Here is a 13,499-nt window from a genome sequence, read left to right as displayed (position 1 = left end):
TACTACAATTTCTCAGCAATTGCTTTTATAAACTCTTCACTATTCAACACAGTTGGATTCTCTAAAGTTGTAATTAAAGCAAGATCTTTGGTCATTTTTCCTTCTTCAATTGTGTCGATCGTTGCTTTTTCAAGCTTATCTGCAAAATCCATCAATTCCTGATTGCTGTCTAATTCACCACGTTTTCTCAACGCTCCGGTCCATGCAAATATAGTGGCAACTGAATTGGTTGATGTTTCTTCTCCTTTTAAGTGTTTATAATAATGACGCTGTACTGTTCCATGTGCAGCTTCATATTCATAATAACCTTCTGGAGATACCAGTACAGAGGTCATCATAGCCAATGAACCGAATGCGGAAGAAACCATATCACTCATTACATCTCCGTCATAGTTCTTACATGCCCAGATATATCCGCCTTCTGATTTCATAACGCGGGCAACTGCATCATCAATCAACGTATAGAAATATACGATACCAGCGTTTTCAAATTTTTCTGCATATTCTGCATCATAGATTTCCTGGAAAATATCTTTGAATGTATGATCATATTTTTTAGAAATCGTATCTTTCGTCGCAAACCACAGATCCTGCTTGGTATCCAAAGCATAATTGAAGCAGCTTCTTGCAAAACTTTCAATGGATCCGCACAGATTGTGCATTCCCTGTGCAACACCTGGTCCTGCATAATTATGTACCAGTTCTCTCGTTTCTGTTCCATCTTCGGCAGTATAAACCAGTTCTACTTTTCCAGGTCCCGGAATCTTCATCTCCGTATTCTTATAAACGTCACCATAAGCATGTCTCGCTATTGTAATTGGTTTCTTCCAATTCTTCACACAAGGTTCTATTCCCTTTACCACAATTGGAGCGCGAAATACTGTTCCGTCAAGAATAGCACGGATTGTTCCATTCGGACTCTTCCACATTTCTTTTAGATTATATTCTGTCATACGTGCGGCATTTGGTGTGATTGTTGCACATTTCACTGCTACTTTATATTTTTTAGTAGCATTTGCAGAATCGATGGTTACTTGGTCATTGGTCTCATTTCTGTGTTCCAGTCCAAGATCATAATACTCCGTGTTCAGTTCAATAAATGGTTCCAGAAGATTCTCTTTGATCATCTTCCACAAGATTCTTGTCATCTCATCTCCATCCATCTCTACAATTGGTGTTGTCATCTTAATCTTTGCCATCTTGCTTCTCTCCTTTTTGATTTACTTCTCCATATGGAGGTTCTCCATAACATTCATGATATGCTGATTCGCAAGCATTTCAGCCTGATCAGCGTCTTTATTCTTAATTGCCTCAAGAATACCTTTATGTTCCTCGATTGATTTCTGTGCTCTGTCCTTGGCACCTACCGACAAAGTACGTGCCATCTTCACATATTTGTGAAAATCAGATAATACATGTTCTAGTATACGACTGTTGGATGCCTCATACAAGACTTTATGAAATTTACCATCCAATTCAGATACCTGTGCCGCTTTTCCTTCACTCTTTTTTTGCAAATGAAACTCTGACAATAGAATAATCTCCTCTAATTCTTCTATCTGTTCATCGGAAATATTATCTGTCGCCCATCTTGCACATAAGCCTTCCAAAAGAGATCTTATTTTATAAATATCATGTACATCTTTTTGAGTAATACCTTTTACATAAGCTCCCTTATTAGGAATGATCGTCACCAGCCCCTCTAGCTCCAACTGTCTAAGCGCCTCCCTAACTGGCGTTCTGCTGACTCCCATTTCTTCTCCAATGGAAATCTCTCTTAATTCATCATCATCTTTATATACTCCAGAAAGAATATCTTCACGGAGTTTTTGAAATACCTTTCCTCTAAGAGAATGGTCTTGATATTCTTCCATGTTCTGCTCCTTCTTCGATTCTATTTCTCCTGGACAAGGCTGACTCCAAGCTGTTTACATGCATCATCAATAACAACAAGCAATTCATTATCTGTCAGTACCGTAACACGGCCTTCCTCATACTCTTTATCTACCCATGCCTTCACCATTATTACTAATTCTGAATTTTTATCTACTTGTTTTTCTTCAGGCAGATGAAAGTACGTATTGATCCAATGCGCAATCCCAGCAAGACCAGATGTATTGGATACTGCAACCAACGGTGGTCGTTTGAGGAATTTATCTGTATCAAATATATTATAAATCTCTTCATTTTTTAATAGTCCATCTGCATGAATACCCGCTCTGGTAACATTAAAATTCTTTCCTACAAATGGTGTCCTTGACGGAAGCTGATATCCTATCTCTTTCTCGTAATAGTCTGCAAGATCTGTAATTACCGTTGTATCCATACCATCCAATGTTCCTCTTAACTGTGCATATTCAAATACCATAGCTTCCAAAGGTGTATTGCCAGTACGTTCTCCAATGCCAAAAAGTGAACAGTTTACACCGCTTGCACCATATAACCATGCAGTTGTAGAGTTACTGACTGCTTTATAAAAATCATTGTGACCATGGAACTCAATTAATTCGCTTGGCACACCCGCATGAACACGAAGTCCATAGATAATTCCAGGAATAGATCTTGGAATCACAGCTCCTGGATAGTTTACTCCATATCCCATCGTATCACAGACACGAATCTTCACTGGAATCTTATATTCATCCATTAATTTCATAAGTTCCAGACAAAATGGAATAACGAAACCATAGATATCAGAACGCGTAATATCTTCCAGATGGCATCTCGGGCTCACTCCAGTTTCCAGACATTCACGGATCACTGATAAGTAATGATTCATACACTCTCTTCTTGTCATCTTTAATTTATAAAAGATATGATAATCAGAACAGCTTACTAGAATTCCAGTTTCTTTCATTCCAATCTCTTTTACCAGTTCAAAATCCTTTTTACTTGCGCGGATCCAACTAGTCACTTCCGGAAACTTATATCCTTTTTCCATACACCTATATACTGCATCCCGATCCTTCTTGCTATACAAAAAGAATTCACTCTGGCGAATCTTTCCCTTCGGTCCACCTAGTTTATGAAAATAGTCATAGAGTGTCACAATCTGTTCTGTGCTATATGGCGCGCGAGACTGCTGACCATCACGAAATGTAGTGTCTGTAATCCAGATTTCATCCGGCATACTATGGGGTACAATACGATCGTTAAATGCAATCTTCGGAATCTCATCATAATGAAATAGATTCCGGAATACATTCGGTGTATCAACATCGACCAGAGGATACATATGCTCCTCCAATTGAAGCAAATTCGAATGCTTGTCCAAATAAACTTTTCTATTTTCCATAATACACACTCCTTAAAATGACATTACCAAAACAAAACATTATTTTATATTTTAATGTGTATAATTGTATACAATTATACATTTTGTGTCAAGGGGAATTTTTCTCTCTTCATACAAAAAGAGACAGAAAATTCTAACAAATTTTCTGTCTCTTTAATGTTTTGAATTCTCATCTCATTTTAGTATAGCTTTGCTCCAATCTCTCTTGGACGGAATCCTTCATCTTCAAGTGCCATCAGTATATCATGTTTATGTTCTGTTCCGAACGCCTCCATAGTGATACGAAGTTCTACTGCCGCATTTCGGTTGGTACTTACAAACTGATTATGTTCCAACTTGATAACATTTCCCTGTGCATTGGCGATGGTTGCCGCAACTCGTACCAATTCACCTGGTTTATCCGGAAGAAGTACGGATACAGAGAAGATTCTGTCTCGTTGTATCAAACCATGCTGTACAATAGAAGACATGGTGATTACATCCATATTTCCACCACTTAAGATTGCAACTGCCTTTTTACCTTTCAAATCAAGCTGACGCAGAGCTGCAACTGTCAGCAGACCCGAATTCTCTACTATCATCTTATGGTTCTCTACCATATCCAAAAATACGGCAATCAATTCATCATCAGCAACCGTCAAGACACTGTCGATATTCTCTTTTGCATACGGAAAAATCTTTTCTCCAACACGCTTTACAGCGGTACCGTCTGCAATTGTATTAGCACTATCTAGGGTAACAGGCTCTCCTGCTTCCAGAGCCGCTGTCATGCTTGCTGCGGCAGCAGGTTCTACACCAATTACCTTAATCTTAGGATTCAGCATTTTCGCAAGCGTTGATACACCTGTCACCAGACCGCCGCCGCCAACCGGCACCAGAATATAATCAACTGTAGGTAATTCCTGAACAATCTCCATCGCAATCGTACCCTGACCTGTTGCGATTGCCAGATCGTCAAATGGATGTACAAACGTATAGCCATTTTCTTCTGCAAGTTTCAATGCATATTCGCAAGCATCATCATAGACATCCCCATGTAAGATCACTTCTGCTCCATAGCTTTTCGTTCGATTTACTTTGATAAGCGGAGTGACCGTTGGCATTACAATCGTTGCTTTGCAGCCAAACTTCTGAGCAGCGTACGCAACTCCCTGAGCATGATTTCCTGCAGACGCAGTAATCAATCCTTTTTCACGCGCTTCTTCTGTCATCGTGCTAATCTTATAATATGCCCCCCTTACTTTATATGCACCTGTATACTGCATATTTTCCGGTTTCAAATAAATCTTTCCGCCAGTCTGCTGACTAAGGTATTCACTATATACCAATTTTGTCGGATTTGTAACCTTTTTTACAAGTTCACTGGCTTCTTCAAATTTTTCTAATGTAAGCATTGAATATTTCTCCTCTCTTATTCTGCTGTAAATAAAGCGTTTACAAAAGTATCTGCGTCAAATTTCTGAAGATCATCTATAGTCTCCCCTACGCCAATATATTTGACTGGAATCCCAAGTTCAGCCTGTATTGCCACAGCAATCCCCCCTTTGGCAGTTCCGTCCATTTTTGTCAAAATGATTCCTGTGATGTCTGCTACTTCATTAAATTCTTTTGCCTGCTGCAATGCATTCTGACCTGTTGTAGCATCTAGAACGACCAATGTTTCCCGAAATGCTTCTGGATACTCACGATCAATAATTCGATTCATTTTCTTTAATTCTTCCATCAAGTTCTTCTTATTGTGGAGTCTTCCGGCAGTGTCACATAACAGCACATCCGCATGTCTGGCCTTAGCAGCCGCAACCGCATCATATACAACCGACGCAGGATCAGAACCTTCCTGTCCACCGATCAGATCTGCCTGTGCCCGGTTTGCCCATTCTTTTAACTGCTCCCCCGCTGCAGCTCGAAACGTATCCGCAGCAGCCAATATAACTTTCTTATTTTGTGCCCGGAGTTTACCGGCTAATTTTCCAATTGTTGTAGTCTTTCCGACACCATTGACTCCGATTACCATAACAACCGACGTCTTTTCCTCGAACTCATAAGCAGTTTCACCTACATCCATCTGTTCTTTGATACTGTCAATCAATATCTGTCTGCATTGTGAAGGTTCTTTGATATGCTGCTCTTTTACTTTGGTTTTCAAATCATCCAGAATATCATAAGTAGCCTGAACACCAAGATCTCCCATGATTAGAACTTCTTCCAGCTCTTCATAGAACTCATCATCTATATGAGAAAATCCATTAAAAATACTGTCCATCCCAGATACAATATTATCCCTCGTCTTACTGAGACCTGAGACCAGACGTTTAAAAAAACCTATATTTTCCTTATTCTCTTCTGTCATATCGTCCTCCTATTGCTCCAACTCATCTTCTAACAAACTTACAGATACAAGTGTAGATACACCTTTTTCCTGCATAGTAATACCATACAGTCTGTCGGCAGCAGTCATTGTTCCCCTTCGGTGTGTAATTACAATGAACTGTGTATGTTTCGTTAATTTATGCAAATATTGCGCAAACCTCACAACATTGTTATCATCCAATGCCGCCTCAATCTCATCCAGCAGACAGAACGGGGATGGTTTTAAATTTTGAATAGCAAATAATAGCGCAATAGCCGTCAAAGCTTTCTCGCCGCCGGATAATTGCATCATATTCTGCAATTTCTTTCCTGGCGGCTGAGCAATGATTCGAATACCCGCTTCCAGAATATCTTCATCTTCCATCAGCTCCAATGTACCTTTTCCACCGCCAAACAACTCTTTAAATACTGTATCAAATTCCTTGGCTATCAAGGCAAACTGCTCCTGAAACTGTTTACGCATCGCAGTATCAAGTTCTTCAATGATCTGTTCCAGCGTTGCTTCTGCCTCCACCAGATCATCATGCTGTCCTTTTAAGAATTCATATCGTTCGGATACACTTTTATATTCTTCTATCGCGTTAACATTCACATTTCCAAGTGCACGGATCTCACTTTTTAATTCCTGTATCCTCTTTTTCATCTTTGCAAGATCCGTCAGATTTTTGTCTCTTAACTCTCTTGCATGGTTAAACGTAATCTCATATTCTTCCCACATATAATTCATCTGTTTGTCAGAGGATGCCTCATAATTCTCTCTCTGACTCTCCAGACGGAATATTTCTTTATCAAGACTTGACATATGCTTGGACAGATCTTCACGTTTTTGCAGGAATACTTTGTGTTTTTGGTTTAATTCTTCACGTTCTTTTTTGAATTTTTCTATTTCATTCTGAATCTCTTTAAATAAATCTTTTGAATTCTCTATAGTCTGTCGCAGTTCTGTGATCTGCTCCTCTTTTTCTTCGATTTCCTTTGAAGTACCACCTTTACTCTTCTCCAATTCTTTTAATTCATTCTGAAATTTACCGATTTCTTCTTGAATACGATTTACATTCTCTATCACGAATGTAAATTTTTGTTCCAGACTGGCATATGCAAGATGTATCTCTTCTGTTCTTTTTAACTTCAAAGTCTCTTCTTCATGTTCTTTTTCAAGAACTTTCTGTTCTTTTTCAATTCGTTCTGTCAGATCCTTTTCAAGTGTTTCTGATGTATCTAACTCAACATTGATGGATTCCTGATTATCAATAATGTCTGTAATCTGTACATCCAGCCTTTCTGACTCTATTCTAGTCTGCTCAGAAATCTCATTTGCATTTTTCATTCTAGATGCTGCCTGATCGGCATTCATTTTTGCCGTGTTCTGAATGACGTATGCTTTCTGGAGTTTGTTACTGATCTCATCCAGTTTCTCATAATAACCGGCACGCTCTTTTCGCAAGGCTTCGGAAGACGCTTCCATCTCATCCATCTCTTGCTTCAGTTTTTTAACTGTTTTTTCAAACTCCTCTATTTCACGTCGTCTGCTTAACAGATTACTGGAATTTTTAAAAGCTCCACCAGTCATGGAACCTCCAGGATTAATCAATTCTCCCTCTAACGTTACAATGCGTATAGATTGTTTGTACTTTTTTGCAATTGCAATTCCATGATCAATATGGTCAACAACAAGCGTCCTTCCAAGCAAATAATCTGCTAATGATTTATACTGGCTTTCCACCTTTACAAGTGTATTCGCAGTACCTATAACGCCTTGTTCATGTAAGGCTTCTGGCTTCCCGATTCCTGAATAGGCATGGATTGTAGTCAACGGAAGAAATGTTGCACGTCCAAACTTGTTCTTTTTTAAGAACTGAATCATCCGTTTGGCTGTTTCTTCATCTGTAGTTACAATATTCTGAATATTCCCTCCAAGGGCTGTCTCAATGGCAATCTCATAATTTTTGTCCACTTTGATCAGATCAGCAACAACACCTAACAATCCTTTTTCTCTGTCCCTATTGTCCATTACTTTGCGAATACTATTGCCATACCCATCATAACGCTCAGTAATATTTTTTAAAGATTCCAATCTGGATTGCTCTCTGTGAAATGCTGTCTGTCCGATACGGAATTGCTCCGTCTGCTTTGCCAGTCGTTTCTGAAGTTCTTCAATTTTCGTCTCATACTGACTGCTTTCTTCAGACAGTTCAATAATCTTAGAAGATACTTCTTTTAATTCATTCTGATAGCCTTCTAGTTTTTTGCTCTGCTCCTGGATCTCCATTTCAGATTCCTGAATCTGGCGATCCATTCCAGCCTTTCTGACATGAATCTGCTCAAGCATGGTATCGTATTTTTGAATCTTTGCCTTAGTAGATGCCCTGCTATTCAACAATTCCATGATATCATTTTTATTTTTATCTACAGAAGCAGTGATTTCTGCAATCCTGGATTGAACATCAATCAGCTCTTTTTTGGCCTGTTCTTCAAGATTCATCTGTTCATCCATCTGTTTCTGGATTGCTTCCTGTTCTGACTTTAATTCTTGAAGTTGACCCTCACGGACATTTATTTCTGAATCGATAGTTCTTGCACGCTGATCGTAATGTGCATCATTCATATGCATACTTCGAATCTGCTCTTTGAGCAATTCTATCTGATTCTCAAGCTGCTGTTTCAACATAGTAGTCTCATTGAGCTGACTTTTCGCTTTTTCAATCGATGCATCAATGCCATCAACTTGTTCTTCCACAGATTCATATTCTGTTTTCATGGCATCATATTGACTGCTTGCTTCTCCAAGTTCTTCTCTGGTCACGTCAAGCTTTTCATCAATTCCCTGAATCTGTTCCTGTAGTCTCTCAGTCTCAAGTAAGAACATGTTAATATCATACGTTTTCAACTGTTCTTTCTTTTTTAAGTATTCTTTTGCCGTCTCTGCCTGTCTCTCCAGAGGTCCGACCTGCTTCTCAAGCTCTGCTAAAATATCATTTACCCGCAAAAGATTCTGCCGTTCTTCTTCCAACTTTTTGACGGACATGTTTTTTCGGCGTTTGAATTTTACAATTCCAGCTGCTTCATCGAATAATTCTCTTCGTTCCTCTGGCTTACCGCTTAGGATTTTGTCAATCTGTCCCTGACCAATAATAGAATAACCTTCTTTTCCAATTCCAGTATCATAGAATAACTCATTGACATCTTTTAGACGACAGGCGCTCCCATTGATTAAATATTCACTTTCTCCAGAACGATATAGTTTTCTGGCGACCGTTACTTCTTCATAATCAATCGGGAGCTGATGATCTGAATTATCCAGTGTAATTGCAACAGAAGCATAACTTAAAGGCTTCCGATTCTCCGTACCGGAGAAAATAACATCTTGCATACTTCCGCCGCGCAATTGTTTTACACGCTGTTCTCCAAGCACCCATCGCACGGCATCCGCAACATTACTCTTACCGCTTCCGTTCGGTCCTACAATGCCTGTAATCCCGTTATGGAAGTCAAATTTAATCTTGTGTGCAAATGATTTAAACCCTTGCACTTCTATGCTCTTTAAATACATGCTACACCTACTTTATATTCATCTTGTGCAACTTCAAAATACTCTGGTAAGCTGCGTCTTGCTCTGCCGCTTTTTTGGTACGGCCCGTACCAAGGCCATAGACCTTTTCTCCAATAGAGACGGCCACATGAAACGATTTATCGTGATCAGGACCTTCTTCTCCAATCAGTCTATAGGAAATGACCTCTTTAAAATTGGCCTGTACAATTTCCTGCAGGATAGTCTTGCTATCATAAAAGAGCTTTTTATTCTCAAGATCTTTCAAGATAAATCGCTGAATAAACTCTTTTGCATTAGCAAAACCACCATCAATATAGATTGCTCCAATCAGTGCTTCCATTGCATCTGAGGTGATAGATTCTCTTTTACGTCCCCCAGTAGCTTCCTCTCCTTTGCCAAGCAGAAGGTAATCACCTAGCTTCAAATCTCTGGCACAAAAAGCCAGAGCCGGCTCGCATACCATACTGGCTCTTGTCTTTGTAAGTTCACCTTCCGGCATCTTCCCATGTTCATAAAACAAAAATTCACTAGACACCAATTCCAATACAGCATCTCCTAAAAACTCCAGACGCTCATTACATTCATATTTTGGCAGATGCATTTCATTTGCATAAGAACTATGAATCATCGCTTTTTTTAATAAATGAAAATCTTTAAATTTATATCCGATTTTATTTTCTAATATTCTTAAATCCAGTCCCATAATATGCCTCACATAAGAAAAAGCCCTACTGGGCTTTTTCTTTTCTATATTCCCTAGTTATTTGTTGCATTTTTGATCTGTTCTACAGCATCTCCTACTGTAACGATCTTCTCAGCATCATCATTATCAATTTCAATATCAAATGTCTCTTCTATCCCCATAATAATCTGAAAAATATCAAGAGAATCTGCTCCCAAGTCATCTACAAATGTAGTATCCATCGTAATCTCGTCTGCATTAATATTCAATACATCAGCAATAATTTCCTTAATTTTTTCGAATTCCATTTTGTTTCTCCTTTTCTCCTACTTATTGTTCTCTCTATTCAGCGGATATCACATCCGTTTGAATACACTCTTTGATTTTTTCATTAATTTTCTGATTCTTAAAGGTTACACACTGAATCAATGTATTGCTCACTTCTTTTGCTTTTGCACTTCCGTGTGTTTTCACTACAAGACCATTCAATCCAAGAAGTGGCGCTCCACCGTACTCACTGGCATCAAATTCCTTCAACGTTGCTTTCAATGCCGGTTTTACAAGAAGTGCACCAATTTTACTGCGAAGGGTACTCATCATACCTTCCTTGATCTTTCCAACCAGTGTAGATGCAAGTCCTTCTGTCAATTTCAAAATTACATTCCCAGTAAATGCCTCACAGACAATCACATCTGCCTGTCCATGTGGAATTTCTCTGGCCTCAATGCTTCCTGTGAAATTGATTCCTTTTGTCTCTTTCAGCAATGGAAATGTCTCTTTTACCAATGCATTTCCCTTTTCTTCCTCTGCTCCAATATTTACAATCGCTACCTTAGGATTTTTTATTCCTACAATATGCTCCATATATATGGAACCCATCTTGGCAAACTGAACCAGATGCGATGGTCTGGCATCCACATTCGCTCCGCAGTCAATCAAAAGACTGACTCCCTTTTCTGTTGGAATTAATGGTGCAAGCGGTGGTCTCTCAACTCCTTTAAGCCTTCCTACAATCGTCTGACCGCCAACAAGAATGGCTCCAGAACTTCCTGCAGACACAAAAGCATCTGCCTCTCCTTTCTTCACCATCTTCATACCAACTACGATTGACGAATCCTTCTTCCGACGAATCGCATTGACAGGCGGTTCTGCGGTCTCAATCACTTCTGTGGCATTCACTACCTCTATCTGCTCTTTCTTATAATTGTAAGATGAAAGCTCTGAAGTAATCTCCTCTTCTCGACCAACCAGAATCACTTTCAGGCCAGCTTCTTTTGAGACAGCTTCAACAGCACCTTTAACCATCTCTTTTGGTGCATTGTCACCGCCCATGGCGTCCAATACTACTTTTGTAATTTCTGACATAATTTTTCCTCCTAGCCTACTAGATTTCATTCTACTAAACATTGTTATAAAAATCAATGATTTCTACATAAAAAATAAGACTTACCAACCACTAGTAAGTCTTACCTTTCAACATCATTCTAAATTAGTCCTGAGGAATAATTTCTTTTTTGTTGTATGAGCCACAAGCCTTGCACACTCTGTGAGGCATCATTAACTCGCCACACTTGCTGCATTTAACCAGGTTTGGAGCGCTCATTTTCCAATTAGCTCTTCTTTTATCTCTTCTTGCTTTAGAAGATTTGTTCTTTGGACAAATTGACATGGGTTACACCTCCTTAAAATTCTTAAACACATCGCGGATAACTGACATTCTAGGGTCAAGACTTGTATCTTCACAACTACAAGTTCCCTGATTCAGGTTTTGACCACATACGTTGCAAATTCCTTTACAGTCTTCGCTACACAGAATCTTCGTCGGCCACCCTATTAGTACCTCGTTGTAGATCAGTTTATCTACATCGAGAGCATATCCGTCAATATAATTTGATTCATCGAATTCATCTGAATCCATCTTCTCTTCTTCAGAAACTCCTGCTTCAACCTTTTTTGTAAAATCAAGATGAAATTCTGTCGGAACAGGCTCCAGGCAACGATCACAAGGTATCTCTATCACAAGTCCGCATGTCCCGTGAATCTCGATCTGTCTATCTTTTACATAATCAATCGTAATATAGACATCCTCTTTTGATAAAACCGGAAACGTACCGAGTTTTGATTGAAATACTTCTAATGTACATGGAACTGTTTCATCCAAGGATTTATGTGGTTCAGACAAAACATTGGATAGGTCAATTAACATATAGTCACCCCTATTCATACCTAGATTATTATATCACGTAAAAGGTTTTTGTCAACAAATATTTGTTGATTTTGCTTAAAACCTTTCAAATTTTTCGAACTGTTCCAGAAATTCGACGTTTTCTGATACATCAGTATGATGAAACCCTCCCACAAAACTGCAGGAGGGTATTCCTAAAACCATATCATATTCTTATATCTTGTTTATACTAATGCTACCGTCTCACGAGCAATCGCAAGCTCTTCATTGGTAGGAATTACAAGAACTTTTACCTTAGAATCTGGAGTTGAGATTGCAATCTCCTCACCACGTTTGCCATTCGCTTCTTCATCAAGTGTAATTCCAAGATATCCAAGATACTTGATAACATCTGCACGCATAGATCCAGAATTCTCTCCGATACCTGCAGTAAATGCAATGACATCTACCCCATTCATTGCTGCAACATAACTTCCAACATATTTTGCAACACGATATGCAAATACTTCTAATGCAATTTTAGCAGGTTTATTTCCTTCACTTGCAGCAGCGTCCAGATCACGGAAATCGCTGGAAAGATTATTGGAAAGACCATATACACCAGACTTCTTATTCAGCATTGTCATAAGACCAGCAATGTCAAGATCTTCCTTCTTAGCAATGAATTCAAGGATTGCCGGATCAATATCACCGGAACGTGTACCCATTACCAGACCTTCCAAAGGAGTAAGACCCATAGAAGTATCCACGGATTTTCCGTTTTCTACTGCACAGATGCTGGCTCCATTTCCAAGGTGACATACGATTGTCTTTACCTGATCATACGGTTTGCCAACTAATTCAGCAGCTCTCTTAGATACAAAACTGTGGCTTGTACCATGGAAACCATATCTTCTTACTTTGTATTTATCATAATATTCATACGGAAGTCCATACATGTATGCTTTCTCCGGCATTGTCTGATGGAATGCAGTATCAAATACAGCAACCATCGGAGTACCTGGCATTAATTCCTGACATGCATTGATTCCAATCAGGTTTGCCGGATTGTGAAGTGGTGCAAGGTCATTACACTCTTCAATTGCTTTTTTTACTTCATCTGTGATCACAACTGAACTTGCAAATTTTTCCCCACCATGTACCACACGATGTCCAACTGCACCAATCTCATCCAGGCTCTTAACAACTCCTGTCTCTGGATCTGTTAAAGCATCAATTACAAACTGAATTGCTTCTGTATGTGTTGGCATTGCTTTGTCGGATTTCACCTTTTCTCCGCCTGCCGGCTGATAAGTAAGGCTTCCGTCGATTCCGATTCTCTCGCAGAGTCCTTTTGCCAGAACTTCTTCAGATTCAGAATTGATTAATTGGAATTTTAAGGATGAACTACCACAGTTAATAACTAATACATTCATAA

Annotated in this window: 12 protein-coding genes; all 12 read right to left on the bottom strand. The window is 39.1% G+C overall.

Annotated elements, in window-relative coordinates; all coding sequences use genetic code 11:
* Window positions 1–2: 2 nt before the first annotated feature.
* Window positions 3–1,199 (bottom strand): NADP-dependent isocitrate dehydrogenase, encoded by a 1,197-nt coding sequence (locus ACQRD1_RS11395; RefSeq protein ID WP_235233413.1) that lies wholly within the window; start codon window positions 1,197–1,199, stop codon window positions 3–5.
* Between the two features lie 21 nt (window positions 1,200–1,220).
* A complete protein-coding gene (locus tag ACQRD1_RS11390; protein WP_235233416.1) occupies window positions 1,221–1,874 on the bottom strand; it encodes a GntR family transcriptional regulator in 654 nt (217 codons plus the stop codon).
* 20 nt (window positions 1,875–1,894) lie between these two features.
* A complete protein-coding gene (locus ACQRD1_RS11385) occupies window positions 1,895–3,295 on the bottom strand; it encodes a 2-isopropylmalate synthase (protein WP_235233418.1) in 1,401 nt (466 codons plus the stop codon).
* Window positions 3,296–3,474: 179 nt separating this feature from the next.
* On the bottom strand, window positions 3,475–4,689 hold the full coding sequence (ilvA, locus tag ACQRD1_RS11380; protein ID WP_235233419.1) for a threonine ammonia-lyase: 1,215 nt from the start codon (window positions 4,687–4,689) through the stop codon (window positions 3,475–3,477).
* Between the two features lie 17 nt (window positions 4,690–4,706).
* The gene (gene ftsY / locus ACQRD1_RS11375; protein WP_235233420.1) at window positions 4,707–5,645 is read right to left on the bottom strand and encodes a signal recognition particle-docking protein FtsY; all 939 of its coding nucleotides are present in this window, start codon (window positions 5,643–5,645) and stop codon (window positions 4,707–4,709) included.
* 9 nt (window positions 5,646–5,654) lie between these two features.
* Complete coding sequence (gene smc / locus ACQRD1_RS11370; protein ID WP_235233421.1) at window positions 5,655–9,215, bottom strand: chromosome segregation protein SMC; 3,561 nt, start codon at window positions 9,213–9,215, stop codon at window positions 5,655–5,657.
* A 7-nt stretch (window positions 9,216–9,222) separates the two neighbouring features.
* Window positions 9,223–9,918, bottom strand: coding sequence for a ribonuclease III (rnc, locus tag ACQRD1_RS11365; protein ID WP_235233422.1), 696 nt, complete (start codon window positions 9,916–9,918; stop codon window positions 9,223–9,225).
* Window positions 9,919–9,971: 53 nt separating this feature from the next.
* Window positions 9,972–10,205, bottom strand: coding sequence for an acyl carrier protein (acpP, locus tag ACQRD1_RS11360; RefSeq protein ID WP_235233423.1), 234 nt, complete (start codon window positions 10,203–10,205; stop codon window positions 9,972–9,974).
* 34 nt (window positions 10,206–10,239) lie between these two features.
* On the bottom strand, window positions 10,240–11,262 hold the full coding sequence (plsX, locus tag ACQRD1_RS11355) for a phosphate acyltransferase PlsX (protein ID WP_235233424.1): 1,023 nt from the start codon (window positions 11,260–11,262) through the stop codon (window positions 10,240–10,242).
* Window positions 11,263–11,386: 124 nt separating this feature from the next.
* Window positions 11,387–11,566 (bottom strand): 50S ribosomal protein L32, encoded by a 180-nt coding sequence (gene rpmF / locus ACQRD1_RS11350; protein WP_004606185.1) that lies wholly within the window; start codon window positions 11,564–11,566, stop codon window positions 11,387–11,389.
* Window positions 11,567–11,569: 3 nt separating this feature from the next.
* Complete coding sequence (locus ACQRD1_RS11345; protein ID WP_235233425.1) at window positions 11,570–12,103, bottom strand: YceD family protein; 534 nt, start codon at window positions 12,101–12,103, stop codon at window positions 11,570–11,572.
* Window positions 12,104–12,306: 203 nt separating this feature from the next.
* Window positions 12,307–13,497 (bottom strand): acetate kinase, encoded by a 1,191-nt coding sequence (locus ACQRD1_RS11340; protein ID WP_235233427.1) that lies wholly within the window; start codon window positions 13,495–13,497, stop codon window positions 12,307–12,309.
* Between the last annotated feature and the right edge of the window lie 2 nt (window positions 13,498–13,499).

The sequence above is a fragment of the Bariatricus sp. SGI.019 genome (genome assembly GCF_050315235.1).
GTDB lineage: Bacteria > Bacillota > Clostridia > Lachnospirales > Lachnospiraceae > JAFBIX01.
Note: the sequence above shows the minus strand (reverse complement) of the source record. Positions and strands in the feature narration are given on the sequence as shown.